This window comes from Xenorhabdus santafensis, from assembly GCF_033949405.1.
GTDB lineage: Bacteria > Pseudomonadota > Gammaproteobacteria > Enterobacterales > Enterobacteriaceae > Xenorhabdus > Xenorhabdus santafensis.
Map to the genome: position 1 here is coordinate 1 of NZ_VCDN01000025.1, position 23,759 is coordinate 23,759.

Consider the following 23,759-nt stretch of genomic DNA (forward strand, 5'->3'; position numbering starts at 1 on the left):
TGTGACAGCCGGAGAGACGGCAAATTCTGAACAGACTATTCACTGAGTAGTTTTTCCAGAATGTTATATAAGTTTTGACCCTGTGCAGTCTCATAAAAACAGGCTTTATAAAGCAGACCAGTTGAATAAGCTAAATGAGGTAAAAATGGTGATAATTCAATCCCATGAAAATGGCGACATCTCAGTAGCAGTTGATGGATATCAGGCAACTTATGATAGGAATGGAAAGCTGAAAGAAAGTATTTGTCGCTCGAAATACGCCCCTGAAATACTTTTTATCCCCGCACCTTCAAAACAGAAAGTAGAACAGAAACAAGCAGGCATTACTGCTGAGAGTTTCAAAACCTTCGATATCAAGGCCGAGGTGACTTACGTAAATTCGTCGCTCAACATTGACCCAGCCAAGATAAGTGAAGCCAAGATAAAGGCTTCTGACGATCACATCCGCCAACTCATTCGCAAAGAGCTACAGCGGTTCGTCAATCGTGAGCGCCGGCTAGGCGGACTGTTCTCGAAGTGGTGATGCGATGCCGCCACGTATACCCAGAGCCTGCCGCAAGCTACGGAACTATCCCGGATGTAAAAGGGCAAATTTCTGCTTTTTGATGCTGTTCCTCTTGAAATCTCTCTCAATATTTTCTATTTAACCAGCGCAAATTAATTTTTTATGTACCAAGTTATGTATATTTTTCATTTGTACATATTTGTGTATATAGATGATTTTTATGTTATCAGTAAGCGACGGCTATCGATATTCCGGGGAATTAACAAGAAAAACAGCCATTCATTACCGGAGAATAACCTTTGACCGGGCAAATTCGTTTCCGACGAATTTGCCGCTCTCTAGTCATCTTGGCGCAACTTTGAAATCCATGGGGCATTAGTTTTTCGCTGGTTGTAAAATTGATGTCACTTCATTTTGCGAGATCAACTTAGCCCCTTTAGCCGCCATTTCTTCTAATGCGTGCTGACTATCATCAGCCTGAATATTGACACCACGGCAACCATCAACAATGACATAGGTTTCATAGCCCAGCATCAGAGCATCAAGTACTGTGAATTTGACGCAATAATCTGTTGCGATGCCCAATACCAGCAGCCGCTGTATATTCTGCTCTGTCAGCCATCCATGCAAACGTGTTTTACTTTGATGATCATTATCGAAGAATGCACTGTAGCTATCCAGTTGGGGGTTTTCTCCTTTGCGGAAAACTTCCTGAATGGCAGATTGATTCAACGCAGAATGAAACTCTGCGCCAAACTGGCCTTGGACACAATGCACCGGCCACCACACTTGGGGAATACCATTAAGTTCGCCCAATTCGCCAACTGGTTGCCCGGCGTTGGCTGCAAAACTCATGTGGTTTGCCGGATGCCAATCCTGACTTGCAATGATCGCGATATTGTTGTTCTGGCATAGGGCAATAACATCATTTGCGGCTTTGATAACGTCATCACTTTCTTTGACTGCCAACGCGCCCCCAGTACAGAAATCGTTCTGCAAATCGATAAGTATTAATGCGGTTTTCATCATATTCCTCGATGTATGCTTTTGCTTACACTTTGTTATTCATCGGAATAGCTCAGTTCTCCACGCAGATTTTGTTGCATCAGGTGGCGAATTTCTTCAGATGTATAAGATTGGCTCAGAAGATAATGTAATTTTGTCAAGGCGGCTTCGAATGTCATGTCATACCCGCTAATCACGCCTGACGCAGCCAGAGAATGACCGGTTGCGTAGCCCCCCATATTGACTCGACCAGAAATGCATTGTGTCAGATTAATGACGATGATCCCCCGTTCGGTTGCGTCTTTTAACGTTTTCAACAACGCGCTGCATTGAGGGGCGTTGCCGACACCATACGAACGTAAGATTAATGCCTTGACGGGTTGCATCAGGATGTTTTCAACCACTTGGCTGGATAACCCCGGATAAATTGTTACAACCCCAATGGGTTGTGATGTGATCGGGTTTACGGCAAATGCGTTATGGCTGGCTGGTATGGGTGTTGTTTTAAACGTTCGGATATTGATTCCGGCTTCCATTAAGGGTGAGCAGTTAGGGGATGAGAAAGCATCAAAACCATCAGCATGGGCTTTAATGGTTCTGTTTCCCCGGAATAATTTATTGTTGAAAAACAGGCTGACTTCATTGACAGGATAATTGGCCGCAAGATAGAGCGCGTTAAGCAGGTTTGTTTGTCCATCAGAACGCAGGGCTTCCAAAGGAATTTGTGACCCTGTCACAATGACGGGCTTGTTGAGGTTCTCAAACATAAATGATAGAGCTGAGGCTGTGAAAGCCATGGTATCTGTGCCGTGCAGGATAACAAATCCATCATAATTGTGATAATTCTGGTAAATATCATCCGCGATAATACCCCAATCGTCAGGACTCATATCAGAAGAATCAATCAAGGGATGATGTTCACGGATGGTAAACGTCGGCATTTCTGGACGGTGAAATTCGGGCATCTTGGCGAGTTGTTGCTGTAAGTGGCCGGAAACGGGAATGTAGCCATTGGGGGAGTGCTGCATCCCGATTGTACCGCCAGTGTAAACAACATAGATGGATTTTTTCTGCATATTAACCTGCGTATTACGTCTCAATAAATATTTTTAGCCGATTATATACCTGTCGTCTTTCAAGTTGCAGCTTTGTCTCTGTACTCCATCTTGAAATCCAATGGGGGTGGGCGATATATAGAATAAAAAAAGCCTGATGGTGAGATCAGGCTTCAAATTTATACAAGAATTTACCCGTTGTTCTTAACGAATGTCGGCGCAATTCAGGCAGAATGAATAAATGTTCTTTGGATCATTCATGTTGTTATAAAACACGGCTTGCTTTTTCATGTCTTGCGCCATTTGGGCAAACGGTGCAGGTAACATTGATTGCAATACATTCGGCAGCAATGCTTGGGCGGATGACGTCATTCCCAGCAACATTCTTTCTGTAAATGATAACTCAGGCTGCATCCAGTTCAGGGACGCATCTTTGATGCCCGCCAACTCTGCGGCTTTTTTAACGGCATCATCAAAATCACCAAGCTGATCGACCAAACCATGTTTTTTGGCATCTAAGCCACTCCAGACTCGACCTTGTGCGATTTGATCAACTTCTTCCAGTGACTTATTCCGAGATTTAGCAACCAGTCCGATGAATTTGCTGTAGCCATTTTCGATAGAGAGTTGCATCAGGTCAGAGAATATTGGGTTGATCCCTTTTGTTACCGAAATATCTGCCAGTGGCGTAGTTGAAATACCATCTGTATTTACGCCAAGATAATCCAACCCTTTCTCAATAGTCTGGATGACACCAAAAATACCAATAGAGCCTGTCAAGGTATCAGGATCGGCAATGATGTAATTTGCTGGAGTGGAAATCCAGTAACCTCCAGAGGCTGATGCGCCGCCCATCGAAACAACGATAGGCTTGGCATTTTTGCCATTATTTTCAGCGTCGCTGCGGATCGCAACCAGTTCACTGCGAATAGCCTCAGATGCAGTGACGCTACCACCAGGGCTGTTTACCCGCAATACGATAGCTTTTATGTTGGGATTTTGGCGGGCTTCACGTAATTGCTCCACCGTGCTATCGCTTCCTATGGAATCCGGTAATTGTTTACCATCTATAATCGAACCTTCAGCAACAATGACAGCAATGTTGCCATTCTGGTTATCTGAGTCCTGTATCGATTTTTGGGCAATATAGTCATAGATACTGATGTAGTTGAAATGCTTTTGTTCTGCATCCCAACCAAACTTCGCTTTCATTTTATTTTCAACTTCACTGCGTGACGCAATATGATCCACCAATTTATTTTGATAGGCATACACTGCAGAATCGCCACCGGCTTTGCGGAGTTTTTCAATAAGATTAGCTGCGCCGGGGAAAACCTGGTTGGCAGGAATTTTCCGATTGACGGCAACCGTATTTAAATAACTATTCCATATTTCATTAAGCCATAGGCTGTCAGCTTCACGTGCCGCATCCGACATATTGTTCCGCAGCATAGGCTCCACGGCAGATTTGTAAGTTCCGACACGGAAAATATGGGTAGAAACTTTCAGCGTGTCCAATAAAGATTTGTAATACAAATGGTTGGTTGAGAAACCATGAATATCAATCATCCCTTGTGGAGACAAATATATTTCATCAGCATAACTGGCTAACAAATATTGCGATTGGCTGTAAGCTTCACCAATGGCAAAAACGCGTTTGCCTGTTGCCTTGAATTCGTTGATAGCCTTACCGATATATTTCAAAGATGGTTGATCCGCCCCTATGAAATCGCTCAGCTTCAATACCATTCCGGTAATTTTGGGATCATTTTTGGCCCGGCGAATACTGTCAACCACATCAAATAGAGATGTTTCTTGATAATTATTGCTGGCAGGGCTGAAAAGGTTTTTGCCTACTTGCTCAAGTGGGTTTTTGACGGCTGTCTGATCAACGACAATGCCGGATAAATTAACATACAATGCCCCACTATATTTATCGCCAGATTTGATCTGTTGTTGATAAATAACTACGCCAGAAGCAATGACTATAATAAGTAGGAAAAAAATAATATTGGAAATCAGCTCACGGACAAAATTTAGCAGCTTCCAACACCATTTAAATAGAGCTGCTATAAAATTCCATAAAGTACGCATATCGTCTCCGGTTATGGGGTCAAGTTGAGGTATCCTAATCAGCTCGTTTGTAAATGTCAGCTGGAAATCATGCAAATGAACAGAAAAAATCGTTTCTATGCTTTCATTCATTAACGAATAAACAGAGAATGTGGTGCCGTGACAGATTATCTTACTCAGGAGAACATCATGAATGCTTTGGAACTTTTGTTAAATCGCCGTTCAGCATCACGTTTAGTGACACCGGCCCCCGCAGGAAATGAACTACAACATATTATAGCAGCAGGAATGAGGGCACCTGATCATGGGGCACTGCGTCCTTGGCATTTTGTTGTGATGCAGGGAGAAGGCATTGATAAGTTTAGTCAGCTTCTTGAGAAAGCAGCAATTGAAGGGGAACTGGGCAGCGAAGTGGCAGAAAAAGCGAAAAATGCACCTTATCGCGCCCCCATGATTATCACGGTGATTGCCAAGGTGGTTGAGCATCCGAAGGTTCCAGCATGGGAGCAGGTTGTGGCGGCTGGGTGTGCTGTTCAGGCCATGCAGATGGCGGCTGTTGCTCAGGGGTTTGGCGGAATATGGCGTTCTGGCTCATGGACAGACGATCCCGTTGTGCGTTCAGGCTTGGGATGTGAAGAGAATGACAAAATTGTCGGGTTCCTCTATTTAGGTACTCCAGAATTGAGAGCACCAACAAAAGTGGCAACTCCCGATTTGACGAACTTTGTCAGCTACTTCTAACTGGGTTACTGTTAACTGGAGAGTATGATGTCAACTGAAATCCGTCTGACTCAATATAGCCATGGTGCCGGATGTGGCTGCAAAATCTCCCCTAAAGTATTGGGAACGATCCTGCATAGTGAACAGGCAAAATTTCTCGATCCCAATTTACTGGTCGGCAATGAAACCCGTGATGACGCCGCTGTTTATGATATCGGTAATGGTACAGGCATCATTAGCACCACGGATTTTTTTATGCCGATCGTTGATGATCCGTTTGATTTTGGCCGTATTGCAGCAACTAATGCCATCAGTGATATCTACGCAATGGGTGGTAAACCTATTATGGCAATTGCTATTTTGGGGTGGCCTGTTGCCAAATTGTCTCCGGAAATTGCACAAAAAGTCATTGAAGGTGGCCGGGCGGTTTGTAAAGAAGCGGGTATTTCTCTTGCAGGCGGGCATTCGATTGATGCGCCGGAACCTATTTTCGGTCTGGCCGTGACTGGAATTATCGATATTGAGAAAGTGAAGCGCAATAATCAGGCAAAAGCAGGAAGTTCCCTGTACCTGACTAAACCCTTGGGGGTTGGTGTATTGACCACAGCCGAAAAGAAAGGCCTGCTTCACCCAGAACATCAAGGCGTTGCGAAAGAAACAATGTGCCGGTTGAATAAAGCCGGGGCTGATTTTGCGAGCATTCATGGTGTGACGGCAATGACGGATATAACAGGCTTTGGCCTGTTGGGGCATTTGAGTGAAATCTGCGAAGGTTCTGGGGTTCAGGCCACAGTCAAATTTTCACAGGTGCCAAGATTGCCGGATGTTGACTATTATATTGACAAAGGTTGCGTACCCGGTGGCACTGGACGCAACTTTGACAGTTATGGGCATTTGATTGGAGAAATGACAGATAGCCAACGTCAGCTCCTGTGTGACCCTCAAACTTCGGGTGGTTTATTGCTGGCGATTTTGCCAGAAGATGTAGAGAAGGCGAAAGCCATTGCACGAAACCACGACATTGATCTGATAGCTATTGGTGAGCTGAATGAACCACGCTCAGACAGGGCATTAATAGAAGTTGTTGAATAAATTCCATGCGTCTTTTTATTGCAGAAAAACCCAGCCTCGCGAGAGCTATTGCAGATGTTTTACCGAAACCTCATCGGCGTGGGGATGGGTTTATCGAATGCGGAAATAATCAGTTTGTGACCTGGTGTGTCGGCCATCTTTTGGAGCAAGCTGAACCAGATGCTTACGACAGTCGTTATGCTCGCTGGGTATTGGCTGATTTGCCGATTATTCCTGAAAAATGGCAGCTAAAACCACGGGAAGCCGTGGCGAAGCAATTGAATACCATTAAATCTTTGTTGGAAAGGGCAAGCGAAATTGTTCACGCCGGTGACCCTGATCGTGAAGGGCAATTGCTGGTGGATGAGGTGCTGGATTTTTTGGATCTGGAAGCCGGAAAAAAGCAGAATGTCCAACGTTGCCTCATCAACGACCTGAATCCACAGGCGGTAACGAAAGCGGTAGAGCGGTTAAGGAGTAATCGGGAGTTTATTCCGTTGTGCGTTTCCGCACTTGCCAGGGCCAGAGCAGATTGGCTGTACGGCATCAACATGACCCGTGCTTATACGTTGTTGGGAAAAAACGCGGGTTATCAGGGCGTCTTATCCGTTGGACGTGTCCAAACACCTGTTTTGGGGTTGGTTGTTCGCCGCGATGAAGAGATAGAAAATTTTGTGCCGAAAGATTTTTTTGAAGTCAAAGCACATATTGTTACACCAAATGAAGAACGGTTTACGGCAGTATGGCAGCCAAGTGAATCTTGCATTGATTTTCAGGATGAAGAAGGGCGGGTTATCCATCGAAATCTGGCTGAACATGTTGTCGCGCGCATTACTGAACAGCCTGCCAATGTCACTGCGTATCAGGACAAGCGGGAATCTGAAACAGCGCCTTTGCCGTTTTCGCTTTCTTCCTTGCAGATAGAAGCAGCCAAGCGCCATGGTTTAAGTGCTCAGGAAGTTCTTGATGTTTGCCAACGACTTTATGAAACCCATAAATTAATTACTTATCCGCGTTCTGATTGCCGTTATCTGCCAGAAGAGCACTTTGCAGGGCGCCATGCAGTTTTGAATGCCATTTCAGTTCATGCCTCCCATTTTCTTCCACAAAATGCCTTGGATATGGAAAGAAAAAATAGGAGTTGGGATGATAAGAAAGTTGATGCACACCATGCAATTGTCCCTACCGCACGTAGCAGTCAAGTCAGGCTGACGGAAAATGAAAGCCATGTTTATGGCTTGATTGCCAGACAATATCTGATGCAATTCTTTCCGGATGCAGTATTTCGTAAATGTACGATTGAACTTGATATTGCTGGTGGGAAATTTATCGCGAAAGCACGTTTTCTGGCGGAAGCAGGTTGGCGAACTTTGCTTGGCAACAAGGAACGGGACGAAGAGAATGAAGGGATGCCATTACCTGTGGTTGCCAAGGGCGATGAGCTTTGGTGTGAAAAGGGTGAAATAGTGGAAAGGCAGACCCAGCCACCAAGACATTTCACTGATGCAACATTATTGTCTGCAATGACGGGTATAGCCCGTTTTGTGCAGGATAAAGCCCTTAAGAAGGTGTTGCGGGCAACGGATGGCTTGGGAACAGAAGCAACCCGGGCAGGTATTATTGAGTTATTGTTCAAACGAGAGTTTTTGTACAAAAAAGGGCGTTATATACACGCCACACCTGCCGGTCGAGCTTTAATCCATGTGTTGCCGGATATGGCGGTATTGCCTGATATGACCGCGCATTGGGAATCTCGATTGACGCAAATCAGCGAAAAGCAATTTCGCTATCAGGATTTTATGCTGCCTCTTCACGATACTTTGCAACAATTAATCTGGCAGGCAAAACAGCATCGTAATTTGAAAGCGTTCAGGGATTTGCCTCCTGCCCCTGCGAAAGGGAAAAAAGGAAAACAGTCAAAACCGAATAAAAGCAAGGCAAAGGCTGATGCAGGTAAGAACAGCCAAAAATAAACAGGCATAAAAACGATAACACAGCACCATGATTGGTGGTGCTGTGTTTCAATTGACACTTATATAGTGATGACTAGATAGCAAATTTTGCCCAAACAGGGGCATGATCAGACGGTTTTTCCATGCTGCGGATATCGTAATCAATACCCGAAGCGACACATTTTTCAGCCAATAAACGGCTGGCAAGCAGCAAATCGATGCGCAAACCACGGTTATCATCGAATCCTTTTGAACGATAATCGAACCACGAAAATTGATCATTAATTTCAGGGTATTGTGCGCGGAAAGTATCAACCAGTCCCCAGTTTTTCAGGCGTTCCATCCATTCTCTTTCTTCAGGCAAGAAAGAACATTTTCCTGTTCTTAACCAGCGTTTCTGATTATTTTCCCCGATCCCTATGTCCAGATCGGTTGGGCTGATATTCATATCTCCCATAATGAGAACGTGGGATTCTTGAGAGTGATTATTTTCCAGATACGATTGTAGATCTTGATAAAACTTCTCTTTTGCCGGGAATTTAACCGGATGCTCGCGGCTTTCACCCTGGGGGAAATAACCATTGATGACGGTTAATAAACCGAAGGGGGTATCAATATCAGCCATAATAATGCGGCGTTGGGCATCATCATCATCGGTAGGGAAACCTTTACGAACATTTACCGGTTTTTGACGGGTCAACAGGGCAACGCCATAGTGTGATTTTTGACCATGATAGAAGACGTGATAGCCTAATTTGCTTACCTCTTCTAATGGAAACATTTCATCATGGACTTTGATTTCCTGTAATCCGATAACATCGGGTTGGTGTTGTTCGACGATGGCGGCGAGTTGATGGGGGCGTGCCCGCAACCCATTAATATTAAACGATACAAATTTCATATTGTTATAATCACCTTAAGAATATGCTATTTTTTAATGTTAACAGATATAAATAAAGATGTAACTATTTATTAATTAATAAATTTTTCCTTATAAGCTTGATATATGGCTATTTTACTCGTATCTGTCATACTGTATTAACTATAATATCTCAGTTATCCAAAATTTTAAGTGTCGAATCGTTTTTAAAATAATAAAAATCGCAAAAATAATACATAGTAAATTAATGGATATATAATAATCCACTAGTTATAATCTGTTATATTAAACATATGATATTATAATTTCACGATAGGTTTTTTATCCTTTGAATTTATTTTATGTCATGCGTTACAAAAATTAATTAATGAAAAAGTAGAAGAGTTAATCAATCTCTGATAGAAAATTGAACTTGTAGGCCTTGGTTATATTTACCAATGGTTTGCAATCACGATGGAATATTCATCATGATATAGATGGACTTATTTAGTCCATCTAAACCGCATTATTGCATCAGGGACTGGCATTTTATATAAATGCCATTTGAAAAAGATCTATTTTTATTGTACAAAATTATACCTTCATAATATCAAGCTTGATTTAGCGGTTACCTGATGAGAAGGCCATTTCAAGGAAATTATTTTAGCCACAAGTTACATAGGAACGGTGAATTATGTTTTTTTCTCGTAAATTAGAAGCATTCATGGCGGTGGTGGAAATGGGTTCTTTAAGCAAAGCGGCAAGAGTGATGAACCGTACGACTCCCCCAGTCGCTAAATCAATTAAAGACTTCGAAGCGACGTTAGGAAAGCGCTTATTTAAAAGGGAGAAGTTTGGGATGATTCTGACTAAAGACGGAGTGGAGTTATATAATGACCTGAAAGAACTCTATTTGAAAGAGAAGGAAATTACAAAGAAACACATTAGCGGGAGTATTTGTAATGTTGTAAATATATACCATGATTGGGGTAAGAAAAAGCATCTGATCTCTCTTTATAAAGCAGCGGACAGAAATAATGCTCAGGTAAATATATTACGCTTCAGTTATGATAACATTGATGAAATAGTTGATTATGAGGGCAATACGATAATTTTAAGTTCAGAAAAAATACTTAGTGACCGATTCAGTCTTGTACGGAAAATTGATGGACCAAATTTGGGGATCTGCTGCCGTAAAGAATTATTGGATGAGGTGAATGGAGATTTTACTCAATTGCTGAAAAAGAGAACGTGGTTATGTGATCCAGTACTCTATAAAAGTAATTTGGTAAAGAATTTAGAAGAAGAAATGGTAAAGAACGGAGAGAAAATTAATATTAGACAGATGGACAATATGGAATGCTGTCTTAATTTTATTCAGTCAGATGATTATATTTTCATTACAGATTCTCACTCCGGTGCTTTGGAAGAGGGAGAAAGCTTAGGTTTCATGCCAATTCCACGACCTGATGCCATTAATCAGTGTTATGTCTATAAATCAAAATCTCATTCAAGCGTGTTAAATCGTTTTATCGACTCTGTTAGCGATATGGAGTAACTGCTTGTATCTAGCGGAGCGAACTGTCAGATCCCTCAGCTCCGCTATTGGTAATTGTAAATGCATTATTTTCCAAAATGATGATTGATTCGACAATTTATGTAATCAGTAAGTTGTTTGCTCTTTTTGTAATGCATTGAAAGCTTGAAATGGATTTTTGATAGTGGTGAGGAAAGATGATTTATCATTTTGTTCCTCACCCTTAGCTGAAATTATATCCATAATTCGTTTCGTTATTTTTCTGTTCCTAATTCCCGTCTACCCGCATTGTTATTTTTGTATTAAATTCAATCCATAGCCAAAAATTCTTGTTTTTCTTCAAAAGGAAAATATTTTGATATGTTTTGTGGAGACAAGAAAGAACAATCCATTAGCAATGAATTAAATGAATAATAGTAAGAATGAACAGTCGTTGGGATAAACAATAGTAAAAGTAGTTAGAGACAGAAACAGTAATGACAGGGATATTGGTTTTTTAAATGGATTAAGGGATAAATCTTTGATGGTGGTGGGGGAAGGATTCGAACCTTCGAAGTCTGTGACGGCAGATTTACAGTCTGCTCCCTTTGGCCGCTCGGGAACCCCACCAGATATTTGAATTGTACGCTGTCGTTAGCAGCGGACGGCATAATACCAAATAAGCCGCCGCTGTAAAGTAGATAATTGCAAATATAGTATCGCTTGGCGTTTTTTTAATCCCAACGATCAAGTTACAGCCAAAAAAAGGCAATTTAAAAGATAATGGATATCACTGTTTATCAAAGAATAACAGTGCGGTTGCCATATACAAATACTCGTTGAGAGAAGACCCAATGCAACGCCTGGCTCAGAACATTTTTCTCAACATCCTGTCCTGCCCGCATCATTTCTTCAGCAGTATAAGTATGATCCACATTTATTACATCCTGAGTAATAATCGGGCCTTCATCCAAGTTGTCATTCACATAATGGGCTGTAGCCCCAATAATCTTCACTCCACGCTCATAAGCTTGATGGTAAGGACGGGCACCGATAAATGCCGGTAAGAATGAGTGGTGGATATTGATTATCTGATTCGGATAATGTTGAACAAATGCAGGCGTTAAGACGCGCATATATTTAGCGAGTACAACGTAATCAGGTTGATACTGATCAATCTGGGCCATCAATGCGTCGTCGTGCTGCTCACGCGTTAAGCCTTCATGGCTGACATGGTGGAATGGAATGCCGAATTGCTCCACTAACTGCTGTAATGTTGTATGGTTGCCAACAACGGCGGCAATTTCAACATCCAGCCCGCCATAAGCGCTTTTCACCAAGATATCGCCAATACAATGTGCTTCTTTTGTTACCATGATAACAATGCGGCGACGACCCGCTGTATTTAATTCCCGATTAGAGCCTGCCGGTAAAGCATCATCCAAGTCGGCTAAAAGCGTTTCATCATTGAAAATGCCTTCCAATTCCGTGCGCATAAAAAAACGGCCAGTACGATGATCAACAAATTCATTGTTTTGAACGATATTTAATTGATGTTTATAACAAATGTTTGTGATCTTGGCGATTAGCCCTTTGGCATCAGGGCAAATTGTGCGCAAGATTTTTTTTTGTATGTTTGTGTTTTGCATGGATTGCAAGATCCTTAAATTTCTTCACTGTGTGTGAATTATTATGTTTAATATTTTTACCCTTCGTCTTTCAAGTTGCCTCTTTGTTGGCTGTACTCATTCACCCCGGTCACCGTTTTTATAAACATACGGTTATCTATGCTCCCGGGGATGAATTCACTTGCCGCCGCGATGCAACTTGAAATTCATTGGGTATAGAAAGGTTTAACCACAGCACTTCTTGTATTTTTTGCCTGAACCGCATGGACAAGGGTCATTGCGACCTGTCTGAGGATGAATACCATCTATATAAAACCAATTTTGGTCAATACGCAAAAAACGTGAGCGCTCATGAATCAATTGCCTATCTTGCTTTCCCTGTTCAATAAAGCAAGCTGAAAATTCGACATAGGCTTCGTTATTATGATTACCCTGACTGGTTTTCAAAACATTTAATCCCAACCATTGTACACCCGCAAAACTTTGTTCTATTTCCGTGCGCCAATTTTCAGCCTGACAATCAGGATGCCAGGTTGAGATAAGATAATCTGCATTCTGTGTGACATACGCGCTATATCTGGAACGCATCAGAGTTTCGGCATCTGGGGCAGGATAGCGTTTTTCGATATAGGGACTACAGCAATGAATAAAAGGTGAATTACTGCCGCAGGGACACATTTTTGTCAAAATAACTCCAATTGTTTAAGGTGGTTGCTGTTAATATGAACGACATTGCAAAGATATGTAAGAGTATAAATTGTACGGGACTATTGGGATATCATCGCGTGATGATACTCGAATATGGGCAATGGTCGCAACGCTTGGTAAGGGGCTGCCGTTATGGAAAAGGTACTGAGAGGAAAGAGGATATTAGTTGTCGAAGATGAGCCATTTTTTTGCACTTCACTCGTGGATTACCTAAATTCTCTGGGAGCAATAACAATGTGTGCATCCAATGGACAGGCCGCTCTACAGAAAGTAGAGAGCGAGATAAAGCCTGAGCTGATCTTTTGCGACTTGAATATGCCTGTCATGAATGGCCTGGAATTTATTAGCCATATGACGACAAGAGGAATGACAATCCCTATCATTATTGTTTCTGCAACAAAAAAAATGATGGAAATAGATAGTGCGTTGCGTCTTGGCGCAAAAGATATTTTGTTAAAGCCGCTGACTAATTTCAATGAGATAAAGAGAATCGCATTGGATTATTTATATCCCAAATTGTTTTCTTCCGAAGCCACCGATCGAAACTGTTTATCCCAAGAATTAGCCAGATTAAAACAAAACACGGCAACTGTATGGCGTGTATTAAAACAGTTCCAGCCGCCTGTTTCTCAGGTTATTGCTAACTGCAGAGTAAATTATCGCCTGTTAAATGCGGTAGATAAAATGGGATTGATCTTCGATATTGCCGCGCTTTCTGAAAGGGAGGTCATGTTTTATTGCCTTGATATCAGTCATGCAAAAGATAGAGACGCTGCTTCTGCTCTGTTATTGAGAGTGGCTTTCAATAATTTATTGAGAAACAAAAAACTTCATAAAAAAAATGGTTTGCTTGATATGCAGAACATTATGAATTGGTTAAATCAGATATTGAATGACGCTAAGGGAGAAACGCCATTTTCATTGCTGCTGGGGTATTACGATACACAGAATAAGACCATTTTATTGTCGTCTGTTGGATTGAACGCACATATTAAATCGGGTAATTATCAAAAGCAGTTAGATAAAGGCAGCCCTTTTCGCCGATTGGAGGTTGTCCGTGCTAGCCATAACAACGAACGCAGTTCTTTTTGGCAATGCAGTGTATGGAATAACAGGAATCAAATAAAATTGATGTTTTCCCCCACTTCTTATCAATGATTCTATACTCAATGGATTTCAAGTTGCAGTTAACAAAGCTGCAACTTGAAAGAAAAAGGGTATATAACAATTATGTATCATTTTAGTGTGGTACTAAATATAGAGTTGCGGAAATGAGAATATAAGCCCGTGCTCTGTATATCTGGTTGAATTAGCTGGTATACTCGTGCGCGTTATTTTTATGGGTACGATTTTCTTTATACATACAATTTTTTCGAGAGTGAATGCTATTGTTTAAGCTGTTCTGACGTTTTGCAGTGACAACATGGCGTAGGAGACAATGTAATGCCGGCAGTAAACAAAAAAGTAAAAAAAGCTGTAATACCCGTTGCGGGTTTGGGAACTCGGATGTTACCCGCGACTAAAGCAATACCAAAAGAAATGCTTCCCCTAGTGGATAAACCGCTGATCCAATATGTCGTCAATGAATGTATTAAAGCGGGTATTAATGAAATTATTCTGGTTACTCATTCATCCAAGAATTCGATAGAAAACCATTTTGATACTAGCTTTGAGCTGGAAGCAATCCTGGAAAAAAGGGTTAAGCGCCAATTGCTGGATGAAATACAATCTATCTGCCCGAATCATGTAACGATCATGCAAACGCGTCAGGGAATTGCAAAAGGATTGGGGCATGCGGTTTTGTGTGCTAAGTCACTGATTGGTGATGAGCCATTCGCGGTTATTTTGCCAGACGTTATTTTGGATGAATACAGCTCTGACCTGTCAAAATACAATTTGAGTGAAATGTTATTGCGTTTTAATGAAAGCGGCATCAGCCAGATTCTGGTGGAGCCTGTGCCTGTAGAAAGCGTTTCGAATTATGGCATTGTTGATTGTCTAGGTGAAAATTTACACCCAGGTGATAGCAAACCTATTGCTCGAGTTGTTGAAAAACCAAAACCAGAAGAAGCTCCGTCAAATCTTTCTATCGTTGGCCGATATGTATTATCTGAAAAGATATGGCCATTATTGGCAAAAACAGCCCCAGGGGCGGGTGATGAAATACAATTAACCGACGCCATAGCCATGCTGATGGAAAAAGAGTCGGTTGAAGCTTATCACCTGCGCGGACGTAGTCACGATTGTGGCAACAAATTGGGCTATATGCAGGCATTTGTTGAATATGGCATGAAACATAAGGAATTGGGTAAATCATTCACGGATTGGATCGTGACCCTACAAAATCAGATTAAAGAATAATCCATTCGTAATTTAAGGTGTGATATGAAAGTTACTGTATTTGGTATTGGCTACGTAGGCTTAGTTCAGGCAACTGTGTTCGCGGAAGTTGGGCATGATGTACTTTGCGTTGATGTTGATGAAAACAAGGTTGAGAACCTGAAAAATGGTCAGATCCCTATTTTCGAACCGGGTCTGGTGCCTCTGGTAAAGAAAAATCATGCTGAAGGCCGTCTGAATTTTACAACGGATGCTAAAGCTGGTGTTGCTCATGGCAAATTACAGTTTATTGCAGTTGGAACACCTCCTGATGAAGATGGCTCAGCCGATCTTCAATATGTCACTGCGGTAGCCCGAACCATTGCAGAAAATATGGATAGTTACAAAGTTGTTGTGGACAAATCAACGGTACCGGTAGGGACGGCAGATAAGGTCAGGGCAGTGATGCAAAAAACTCTGTCCCAACGTAATGTCGAATTGCCGTTTGATGTTGTCTCCAATCCTGAATTTTTGAAGGAAGGGGCGGCAGTTGCTGATTGCATGCGTCCTGAGCGTATTATCATTGGATGTGATAACGAAGATGTGGTTGATGTGATGCGGGAACTGTATGAACCCTTTAATCGTAATCATGATCGTATGATAGTCATGGATATCCGCAGTGCTGAACTGACAAAATATGCAGCTAACTGTATGTTGGCGACAAAAATCAGTTTCATGAATGAAATTGCTAACTTGGCAGAAATGCTGGGTGCTGATATTGAAAATGTACGTCAGGGAATTGGTTCCGACTCGCGTATCGGATACCACTTCATTTATCCAGGATGTGGATACGGTGGCTCATGTTTCCCGAAAGATGTTCAGGCATTGATCCGGACTTCTGAACAAATCGGCTATACACCAAAAATTCTTCAGGCAGTCGAATTAGTTAACGAAAAACAAAAAAATAAATTGCCGACATTTGTTAAACGCCATTTTGGCAATGATCTATCAGGTAAAACATTCGCTATTTGGGGGTTATCCTTTAAACCTAATACGGATGATATGCGTGAAGCATCAAGCCGTGTATTGATGGAAACATTATGGGAATGCGGCGCTAAAGTTCAGGCATTTGACCCTGAAGCGATGCAGGAAGCTCAGCGTATTTATGGGCAGCGTGACGATTTATCTTTAATGGGAACAAAAGAGGCCGCTTTACAAGGGGCTGATGCTTTGATTATTTGTACAGAATGGCAAAATTTCAGAGCACCTGATTTTGATGTGATTAAGGATTCATTGAAAACTCCTGTAATCTTTGATGGGCGTAATCTTTATGATCCTGAGCGTTTACAATCGCGAGGGTTTACTTATTATGGTATTGGTCGAGGCGCTTCTATCAATCCAGTCATTTGAGTTACAGTATGAAATTTTTAGTTACAGGTACTGCTGGTTTTATTGGCTTTCATGTCAGCCAGCGGTTATTGAATATGGGGCATGAGGTTGTCGGTATAGATAACCTCAATGATTATTATGATGTTAATTTGAAGCAGGCGAGATTAAATTTATTACTCCCTTATTCAAATTTCAAATTTGAAAAATTAGATCTGGCTGACAGACTTGCTATACCTGAATTGTTTACCAGACACAAATTTCAGCGTGTTATCCATTTAGGTGCTCAGCCGGGTGTCCGTTATTCAATACAGAATCCTATGGCATATATTGATGCGAATATCATCGGTCACATCAATATTCTTGAAGGATGCCGTCATAATCATGTAGAACATTTATTATATGCATCTTCAAGTTCAGTATATGGTTTAAATAAGAAACAGCCATTTTCGACTGATGATTCTGTTGATCATCCTGTCTCTTTATATGCAGCGACGAAAAAAGCTGATGAGTTAATGTCTCACAGCTATTCACATCTTTATCAACTTCCTACCACAGGCTTGAGGTTTTTTACGGTATATGGGCCATGGGGGCGTCCTGATATGGCTTTATTTAAATTTACTAAAGCTATGTTAGAAGGCAAAGCAATAGATGTTTATAATTATGGCAATATGGTGAGGGATTTCACATATATTGATGACATTGTGGAATCTATAATCAGGTTGCAAAATATAATTCCTACTTCCAATAAAGAGTGGCTGGTTGAAGATGGGCAGGTATCAGCCAGCTCTGCACCATATCGTGTTTACAATATTGGTAATGGTCAACCGACAAAACTGGGGGACTTTATTGACGCGATAGAAGTTTCATTAGGGATTGAAGCTAAAAAGAATTATATGGAGATTCAGGATGGTGATGTGTTATCAACATGTGCCGATTCCAGCGCACTCTTCAATAAGATAGGCTTTTCACCCAATACTCCGGTAAAGGAAGGGGTAAAACAGTTTGTTGATTGGTATTTAGATTTTTATCAAAAAACCGGGCAATAAAAACAAGAAAAGGAGCTAAATGCTCCTTTTTTATAAGTCGATGTTAATAAATAACTAAGTTAGTGTTAAATTTTTTTAGCATGTTGGAAAATATGAAAACGTCTTAGACGCTAATATACCAGCATACATCTACATCAGCGCATAATTAACTTAGTTATATTAAATAACAAAACAAAAATACCCTGAGTAGGGTATTTTTGTTATTAAGTCGATAAAACAATTGATTAGATCAGGAAATCGTCCAGTGATTTGCCTTCTTCTTCAATTGCTTTTTTGATGACTGCTGGAGTACGGCCTTGGCCAGTCCAGGTTTTAGTTTCACCTTCATCAAGGTAAGAATATTTAGCTGGGCGTGCAGCACGTTTAGATTTACCAGTAGCTTTACCACTTAAAGCATCTACTAAATCGCTTAATTCAATACCGTCTTTTTCCAACATTTCACGGTATTCTTGAAGTTTACGTGAACGCTCTTCTATTTGAGCGCGAGCCTGACTTTCTTCATCACGACGTTCTTCAACAACAGTCGTAAGTTTTTCCAGCATTTCTTCTAAAGTAGTTAGTTCACATTCTCTTGCTTGCGCGCGCAAGGTACGGATGTTATTTAAGGATTTTAAATTTTCGCTCATTGTCCTGGTCTCAAATTATAATGATGATAGCTGATGTAGGGATAATAATAGAATGCTATTTTATTTTCTGCAATAGTGAATTTACTTTCTAAGGCTAAAACATGCCATTTTAAAATGCAATTTTTTTGATAATCGATATATTGCGTTTTAATCCGGCTATTGGATTTCCCATTTCAATAAGAGTTGGAAGGAAGATTACTGTAAAGTTAAGTAAGTGATAAACCAAAACGTATAAAACTAATTTATGGTCAATCTGTAAGGAATGTTAACTGTTCTTATAGAAATAAGTTAGAAAGCATGTATGGGATGAAAGTTTTTTTATGGGTAATCCATTAGTTATGATTATAGTGGAGTGAATTGAGCAAAAGTAAACCACTCTGATTATTAATATGCAAAGGATGGAAAAAATATAACTATTTTTTCGAAGTTAAGTTCGTTCATTTGTCATGCAAAATGCACTTGTGTCGTTGATTTTATATCCACAAACGTGATGATTATCATGAAAATAATCTTTTCTTATTCAGCCTAATTTGTTTCTGCTACTCCGCATTTAACAATAACAAAGCGTAATCTAAATCAGAGATTGTGGTAAACTCGCCGCAATATATCACCTGATTAATTTGACAAAAGGATAGACCGGCCAATGGCTCAGCTTTATTTTTATTATTCTGCCATGAATGCAGGGAAATCAACTTCTTTATTGCAATCTTCCTATAACTATAACGAAAGAGGAATGAGGACGCTGATCTTTACAGCAGAAATTGATACTCGATTCGGTAAAGGGAAGGTTTGTTCCCGTATTGGTTTATCAGCTGAAGCCTTGTTGTTTTCGCCAGAAACAAATATTGCCGAGCTTATCAGAAGTGAAAATGAATCGGAAAAAGTACATTGTGTTTTGATTGATGAGTGTCATTTTTTGACAAAAAAACATGTCGAACAGCTTTGTGAAATTGTCGATTATGATGATATCCCGGTTCTTTGTTATGGATTAAGGACAGACTTTCAGGGCGAATTATTTAGTGGAAGCCAATATCTTCTCGCCTGGTCAGATAAAGTGGTTGAGTTGAAGACTATCTGCCATTGTGGTCGGAAAGCCAGCCGTATGCTGCGTTTTGGGGGCGATGGTAACGTTGTTTACGAAGGTAGCCAGATTGATATCGGCGGCAATGAAAAATACGTTTCTGTGTGTCGTAAGCACTATACTGACGTTATTCGTGAGGTGAAGGCCAAAAAGGATTAATGCCCTTAATTTAAAATTAAGCAGGCATAAAATTATTGAATCAGTGAAATGGAATAATAAAAAGGCGTTGGGATTACCTAACGCCTTTTAAGTTACATCAGCTTATGATTTATTATTGTTTCTTATTATTCTTTTTATTTAGTTTAACCGCTTCTTGAGTTGAGGTTTGTTCTGTGTATTCGTGTCCATAGAAAGAATCCAGCAGCAATTGTTTCAATTCTGAAATTAATGGATAACGAGGGTTGGCACCGGTGCATTGATCGTCAAATGCATCTTCTGCGAGCTTATCTATTTTCGCCAAAAAATCAGCTTCCTGAACCCCTGTTTCACGAATGGATGTTGGGATACCTAATTGGGACTTCATTTCCTCTAACCAAGCCAGTAATTTTTCAATTTTTGCAGCGGTGCGATCGCCTGATGATGTTAAACCCAAATGATCTGCAATTTCGGCATAGCGACGCCGTGCTTGTGGGCGGTCATATTGGCTGAATGCAGTTTGTTTTGTTGGATTATCATTTGCGTTGTAGCGAATTACATTACAAATTAACAGAGCATTCGCTAAACCGTGTGGAATATGAAACTCGGAGCCAAGTTTATGGGCCATAGAATGACACACTCCCAGAAACGCGTTGGCAAAGGCGATACCTGCAATGGTTGCTGCATTATGGACACGTTCGCGGGCAACGGGATTTTTTGCACCTTCATGGTAACTGGCGGGCAGAAAATCTTTCAGTAATTTCAGCGCTTGCAGGGCCTGCCCATCAGAATATTCATTGGCCAATACTGAGACATAGGCTTCCAGTGCATGAGTTACTGCATCCAGGCCACCGAAGGCACACAATGATTTTGGCATATCCATCACCAGATTCGCATCGACTATTGCCATATCCGGTGTCAGGGCATAGTCAGCCAGAGGATATTTCTGCCCGGTTACGTCATCAGTGACAACGGCAAAAGGCGTCACTTCTGAACCTGTACCTGATGTAGTCGTAATGGCAACCATTTTTGCCTTAACGCCCATTTTCGGGAACTTATAAATGCGTTTGCGGATATCCATGAAACGCAAGGCCAACTCTTCAAAATGTGTTTCTGGATGCTCATACATAACCCACATGATTTTGGCTGCATCCATAGGAGAGCCGCCACCGAGGGCAATAACGACATCGGGCTTAAACAGGTGCATTTGTTCAGCCCCTTTACGAACAATACTTAAAGTTGGATCGGCTTCAACCTCAAAGAAAACTTCAGTTTCTATACCGTGGGATTTCAGGACATTGGTCACCTGATCGGCATAGCCATTATTAAATAAGAAGCGATCTGTCACAATGAAAGCACGTTTCGCGCCATCGGCAACGACTTCTTCCAAGGCGATGGGCAGAGAACCCCGTCGGAAATAGATTGATTTTGGCAGTTTATGCCACAGCATGTTTTCGGCTCTCTTAGCGACGGTTTTTGTATTGATCAAATGTTTTGGCCCCACATTTTCGGAAATAGAGTTTCCTCCCCAAGAGCCACATCCTAAAGTCAGGGAAGGGGATAGCTTGAAGTTATATAAATCCCCAATGCCGCCTTGAGAAGCTGGCGTGTTGATCAGAATGCGGGCTGTCTTCATTTTGTCGCCGAAATATTTAACACGTTCAGCTTGGTTGTCTTGCTCGGTGTAAAGGCATGAGGTATGTCCGATACCGCCCATTTCGACCAATTTTTCCGCTTTTTCTACGGCATCCTCGAAATTTTTGCCGCGATACATGGCAAGCAAAGGTGATAATTTTTCATGGGCAAAAGGTTCAGTTTCATCAACCAATGTGACTTCACCGATAAGAATTTTAGTATTATCAGGCACATTGATACCGGCCATTTCAGCAATTTTTGTCGCAGGTTGCCCGACAATGGCGGCATTCAAATTCCCATTTTTTAGAATAATATCTTGGACAGCCTTTAACTCTTTTCCTTGTAAAACGTACCCGCCGTGGGTTGAAAAACGTTCACGGACTTGTTCATAAACTGCATCGACCACAATCACTGACTGCTCTGAAGCACAAATCACGCCATTATCAAAAGTTTTTGACATCAATATGGAGGCTACAGCGCGTTTGATATCTGCGGATTCATCGATCACAACTGGCGTGTTGCCTGCGCCGACACCAATGGCGGGTTTTCCTGAACTATAGGCCGCCTTTACCATGCCGGGGCCGCCGGTAGCCAAAATAAGGTTAATGTCAGGGTGATGCATCAAGGCATTTGAAAGCTCAACAGAGGGTTCATCAATCCAGCCGATAATATCTTTTGGTGCCCCGGCTTCAATTGCGGCTTTCATAACAATTTCTGCCGCCTTGTTAGTGGCTTTTTTCGCACGGGGATGTGGTGAGAAAATAATGCCATTGCGAGTTTTAAGGCTGATGAGCGCTTTGAAAATTGCAGTTGATGTTGGATTTGTGGTTGGAACAATGCCGCAAATCAAGCCAATGGGTTCAGCAATGGTGATAGTCCCGAACGTATTGTCTTCGGATAATATTCCACAAGTCTTATCGTCTTTATAGGCGTTATAAATGTATTCAGAAGCAAAGTGGTTTTTGATTACCTTATCTTCCACAATGCCCATACCGGATTCAGAAACAGCTAATTTTGCTAATGGAATACGAGCATCTGCGGCGGCAAGAGCTGCCGCCCGAAAAATGCGATCAACTTGTTCTTGAGAATAATTAGCAAATTCGTGCTGGGCTTTTTTTACACGAGCAACTAATTCATTGAGTTCAGCTACCTGAGTTACAGCCATAAAAATTACTCCTGATAATAAAGGTTGAATTTTTTAAGGGAATTAGCTGTGAGAGATGACTTATTCATTAAATAATGTCATGAGACTTATTATTTATGAAAAACTGATTTAAGACTGCCAATTGCCTTAAAAAATTACTTAACATAATGATTTATAAAAATATAATTAATGACCTCAAGATGATTACTTGTGTTTAGCTTATCATTTACAGACTTTTGTATAGTGATTTAGATCATAAAAACAGCTCGCTGACACCATTCAGCTTGCCTTTTGATGAGAATAATTATCATTTGTTGGGTGAAATGACTTAAACATTGATTTAACTTAAACGAACAATTAATTAACTTTATTTTATTGATATTTTTCAAGGCGTGTGGGTATTTCTGACAGAAATTACAAAGTTAATTGATTTAACGTAACGAAAAAATTTCTATTTACTGTATTTTTTAGGTGTTTTATCAATTTTGTTTATTTAAGTTAAAAGGGGATGGGCTATGGATGAGTCATTACTGGGGGTTTCCGGATATATTAAATTTTTTATGGGATTATTTGCGTTAGTTAATCCAATCGGTGTTTTGCCTGTTTTTATCGGAATGACTCATTATCAAACAACAACCGGGCGAAATAATACCAATCTTATCGCAAATTTATCTGTTGCAATCATTCTATGTATTTCGCTACTGGTCGGTGATTCAATTCTCTATGTGTTTGGCATTTCTATTGATTCATTCCGTATTGCTGGTGGAATGTTAATCATCATGATTGCTGTGTCGATGATTAACGGTAAGTTGGGAGAGGATAAACAAAATAAACTGGAAAAATCAGAGACGGCAATAAGATCAAGCGTTGCTGTTGTCCCGCTTGCTTTGCCACTGATGGCTGGGCCGGGGGCAATTAGCTCCTGCATGGTTTGGAGTGCACGCTATCAGGGGTGGCAAAATTATCTGGGTTTAGCGCTGACTTGCGTATTATTTGCCTTTTGTTGCTGGTTGTTATTCCGCTCCGCATCTTTTTTGGTCAAATTTTTAGGGCAAACAGGTATCAATGTAATTACTCGAATTATGGGATTATTATTGATGTCGTTGGGTGTTGAATTTATCATCACAGGCACGAGAAGCTTGTTTCCCGGGTTACTGTAATATTGTATCGATAAAATAACTTATGTATTTATCGATATCGTTAATATGAAACGATGAAATTTCACACGTAAATAGAGTATTCATTGACCACTATTAACAAATGATCAATCGTTGCGCGATTAGTTGTTTCCG

Annotated in this window: 19 protein-coding genes and 1 tRNA gene; 11 read left to right on the forward strand and 9 right to left on the reverse strand. The window is 41.0% G+C overall.

The genetic code is table 11. The features are described 5' to 3' along the window. Positions 1 to 121 precede the first annotated feature (121 nt). A complete protein-coding gene (locus tag FE392_RS07450) occupies positions 122 to 523 on the forward strand; it encodes a hypothetical protein (RefSeq protein WP_319929600.1) in 402 nt (133 codons plus the stop codon). Between the two features lie 357 nt (positions 524 to 880). Here the strand turns inward: FE392_RS07450 and pncA are convergent, their stop codons facing one another. From pncA to sppA, 3 genes are all read right to left on the reverse strand, one after another. Next, on the reverse strand, positions 881 to 1,531 hold the full coding sequence (pncA, locus tag FE392_RS07455) for a bifunctional nicotinamidase/pyrazinamidase (RefSeq protein ID WP_319929601.1): 651 nt from the start codon (positions 1,529 to 1,531) through the stop codon (positions 881 to 883). A 35-nt stretch (positions 1,532 to 1,566) separates the two neighbouring features. Beyond that, positions 1,567 to 2,586 (reverse strand): asparaginase, encoded by a 1,020-nt coding sequence (gene ansA, locus FE392_RS07460; protein WP_319929602.1) that lies wholly within the window; start codon positions 2,584 to 2,586, stop codon positions 1,567 to 1,569. A gap of 183 nt (positions 2,587 to 2,769) precedes the next feature. Continuing rightward, complete coding sequence (gene sppA / locus FE392_RS07465) at positions 2,770 to 4,659, reverse strand: signal peptide peptidase SppA (protein WP_319929603.1); 1,890 nt, start codon at positions 4,657 to 4,659, stop codon at positions 2,770 to 2,772. Between the two features lie 168 nt (positions 4,660 to 4,827). Between sppA and FE392_RS07470 the strand changes: the two genes are divergently transcribed. Genes FE392_RS07470 through FE392_RS07480 form a run of 3 tightly spaced genes read left to right on the forward strand, consistent with a single transcriptional unit; the run spans position 4,828 to position 8,402 of the window. Further along, complete coding sequence (locus FE392_RS07470) at positions 4,828 to 5,379, forward strand: NAD(P)H nitroreductase (protein ID WP_319929604.1); 552 nt, start codon at positions 4,828 to 4,830, stop codon at positions 5,377 to 5,379. A gap of 27 nt (positions 5,380 to 5,406) precedes the next feature. After that, positions 5,407 to 6,450: a selenide, water dikinase SelD gene (gene selD / locus FE392_RS07475; protein ID WP_439153471.1), complete on the forward strand. Its 1,044-nt coding sequence runs from the start codon at positions 5,407 to 5,409 to the stop codon at positions 6,448 to 6,450. Positions 6,451 to 6,455: 5 nt separating this feature from the next. Then, complete coding sequence (locus FE392_RS07480; protein WP_319929606.1) at positions 6,456 to 8,402, forward strand: DNA topoisomerase III; 1,947 nt, start codon at positions 6,456 to 6,458, stop codon at positions 8,400 to 8,402. Positions 8,403 to 8,475: 73 nt separating this feature from the next. Here the strand turns inward: FE392_RS07480 and xthA are convergent, their stop codons facing one another. After that, on the reverse strand, positions 8,476 to 9,282 hold the full coding sequence (gene xthA, locus FE392_RS07485; protein ID WP_319929607.1) for an exodeoxyribonuclease III: 807 nt from the start codon (positions 9,280 to 9,282) through the stop codon (positions 8,476 to 8,478). 652 nt (positions 9,283 to 9,934) lie between these two features. On the opposite strand from xthA, the gene FE392_RS07490 reads away from it, so the two are divergent. Continuing rightward, positions 9,935 to 10,798: a helix-turn-helix domain-containing protein gene (locus FE392_RS07490; protein WP_319929608.1), complete on the forward strand. Its 864-nt coding sequence runs from the start codon at positions 9,935 to 9,937 to the stop codon at positions 10,796 to 10,798. Positions 10,799 to 11,301: 503 nt separating this feature from the next. Here FE392_RS07490 and FE392_RS07495 read toward each other — a convergent pair. The 3 genes from FE392_RS07495 to FE392_RS07505 form a co-directional block, all read right to left on the reverse strand. After that, positions 11,302 to 11,386 (reverse strand) — tRNA-Tyr (locus FE392_RS07495). A gap of 170 nt (positions 11,387 to 11,556) precedes the next feature. After that, entirely contained in the window at positions 11,557 to 12,405 is an 849-nt protein-coding gene (gene purU, locus FE392_RS07500) for a formyltetrahydrofolate deformylase (protein WP_319929609.1), read from the reverse strand. 204 nt (positions 12,406 to 12,609) lie between these two features. After that, a complete protein-coding gene (locus FE392_RS07505; RefSeq protein WP_319929662.1) occupies positions 12,610 to 13,062 on the reverse strand; it encodes a YchJ family protein in 453 nt (150 codons plus the stop codon). 162 nt (positions 13,063 to 13,224) lie between these two features. Between FE392_RS07505 and rssB the strand changes: the two genes are divergently transcribed. The 4 genes from rssB (at position 13,225) to FE392_RS07525 (ending at position 17,846) form a co-directional block, all read left to right on the forward strand. Beyond that, positions 13,225 to 14,250: a two-component system response regulator RssB gene (gene rssB / locus FE392_RS07510; protein WP_319929610.1), complete on the forward strand. Its 1,026-nt coding sequence runs from the start codon at positions 13,225 to 13,227 to the stop codon at positions 14,248 to 14,250. Between the two features lie 285 nt (positions 14,251 to 14,535). Next, positions 14,536 to 15,453 carry a UTP--glucose-1-phosphate uridylyltransferase GalU gene (galU, locus tag FE392_RS07515; RefSeq protein WP_319929611.1) on the forward strand — a complete coding sequence of 306 codons (918 nt, stop codon included), beginning with the start codon at positions 14,536 to 14,538 and terminating at the stop codon, positions 15,451 to 15,453. Between the two features lie 24 nt (positions 15,454 to 15,477). Then, a complete protein-coding gene (locus FE392_RS07520) occupies positions 15,478 to 16,821 on the forward strand; it encodes a UDP-glucose dehydrogenase family protein (RefSeq protein ID WP_319929612.1) in 1,344 nt (447 codons plus the stop codon). A gap of 8 nt (positions 16,822 to 16,829) precedes the next feature. Next, the gene (locus FE392_RS07525) at positions 16,830 to 17,846 is read left to right on the forward strand and encodes an NAD-dependent epimerase (protein WP_319929613.1); all 1,017 of its coding nucleotides are present in this window, start codon (positions 16,830 to 16,832) and stop codon (positions 17,844 to 17,846) included. 224 nt (positions 17,847 to 18,070) lie between these two features. On the opposite strand, the gene hns is transcribed toward FE392_RS07525, so the two are convergent. Then, a complete protein-coding gene (gene hns, locus FE392_RS07530) occupies positions 18,071 to 18,472 on the reverse strand; it encodes a histone-like nucleoid-structuring protein H-NS (protein WP_319929614.1) in 402 nt (133 codons plus the stop codon). 643 nt (positions 18,473 to 19,115) lie between these two features. On the opposite strand from hns, the gene FE392_RS07535 reads away from it, so the two are divergent. Beyond that, positions 19,116 to 19,712, forward strand: coding sequence for a thymidine kinase (locus FE392_RS07535; RefSeq protein WP_319929615.1), 597 nt, complete (start codon positions 19,116 to 19,118; stop codon positions 19,710 to 19,712). 112 nt (positions 19,713 to 19,824) lie between these two features. On the opposite strand, the gene adhE is transcribed toward FE392_RS07535, so the two are convergent. Further along, positions 19,825 to 22,488, reverse strand: a complete 2,664-nt coding sequence (gene adhE, locus FE392_RS07540) for a bifunctional acetaldehyde-CoA/alcohol dehydrogenase (RefSeq protein WP_319929616.1) — start codon at positions 22,486 to 22,488, stop codon at positions 19,825 to 19,827. Between the two features lie 494 nt (positions 22,489 to 22,982). Between adhE and FE392_RS07545 the strand changes: the two genes are divergently transcribed. Then, positions 22,983 to 23,627: a YchE family NAAT transporter gene (locus FE392_RS07545; protein WP_319929617.1), complete on the forward strand. Its 645-nt coding sequence runs from the start codon at positions 22,983 to 22,985 to the stop codon at positions 23,625 to 23,627. The last annotated feature ends 132 nt before the right edge of the window (positions 23,628 to 23,759 follow it).

Excerpts from the sequence above, each read along its gene's own strand:
- pncA (WP_319929601.1), bottom strand. The coding sequence starts at position 1,531 with ATGAAAACCGCATTAATACTTATCGATTTGCAGAACGATTTCTGTACT.
- ansA (WP_319929602.1), bottom strand. The coding sequence starts at position 2,586 with ATGCAGAAAAAATCCATCTATGTTGTTTACACTGGCGGTACAATCGGG.
- sppA (WP_319929603.1), bottom strand. The coding sequence starts at position 4,659 with ATGCGTACTTTATGGAATTTTATAGCAGCTCTATTTAAATGGTGTTGG.
- FE392_RS07470 (WP_319929604.1), top strand. The coding sequence starts at position 4,828 with ATGAATGCTTTGGAACTTTTGTTAAATCGCCGTTCAGCATCACGTTTA.
- selD (WP_439153471.1), top strand. The coding sequence starts at position 5,407 with ATGTCAACTGAAATCCGTCTGACTCAATATAGCCATGGTGCCGGATGT.
- FE392_RS07480 (WP_319929606.1), top strand. The coding sequence starts at position 6,456 with ATGCGTCTTTTTATTGCAGAAAAACCCAGCCTCGCGAGAGCTATTGCA.
- xthA (WP_319929607.1), bottom strand. The coding sequence starts at position 9,282 with ATGAAATTTGTATCGTTTAATATTAATGGGTTGCGGGCACGCCCCCAT.
- FE392_RS07490 (WP_319929608.1), top strand. The coding sequence starts at position 9,935 with ATGTTTTTTTCTCGTAAATTAGAAGCATTCATGGCGGTGGTGGAAATG.
- purU (WP_319929609.1), bottom strand. The coding sequence starts at position 12,405 with ATGCAAAACACAAACATACAAAAAAAAATCTTGCGCACAATTTGCCCT.
- FE392_RS07505 (WP_319929662.1), bottom strand. The coding sequence starts at position 13,062 with ATGTGTCCCTGCGGCAGTAATTCACCTTTTATTCATTGCTGTAGTCCC.
- rssB (WP_319929610.1), top strand. The coding sequence starts at position 13,225 with ATGGAAAAGGTACTGAGAGGAAAGAGGATATTAGTTGTCGAAGATGAG.
- galU (WP_319929611.1), top strand. The coding sequence starts at position 14,536 with ATGCCGGCAGTAAACAAAAAAGTAAAAAAAGCTGTAATACCCGTTGCG.
- FE392_RS07520 (WP_319929612.1), top strand. The coding sequence starts at position 15,478 with ATGAAAGTTACTGTATTTGGTATTGGCTACGTAGGCTTAGTTCAGGCA.
- FE392_RS07525 (WP_319929613.1), top strand. The coding sequence starts at position 16,830 with ATGAAATTTTTAGTTACAGGTACTGCTGGTTTTATTGGCTTTCATGTC.
- hns (WP_319929614.1), bottom strand. The coding sequence starts at position 18,472 with ATGAGCGAAAATTTAAAATCCTTAAATAACATCCGTACCTTGCGCGCG.
- FE392_RS07535 (WP_319929615.1), top strand. The coding sequence starts at position 19,116 with ATGGCTCAGCTTTATTTTTATTATTCTGCCATGAATGCAGGGAAATCA.
- adhE (WP_319929616.1), bottom strand. The coding sequence starts at position 22,488 with ATGGCTGTAACTCAGGTAGCTGAACTCAATGAATTAGTTGCTCGTGTA.
- FE392_RS07545 (WP_319929617.1), top strand. The coding sequence starts at position 22,983 with ATGGATGAGTCATTACTGGGGGTTTCCGGATATATTAAATTTTTTATG.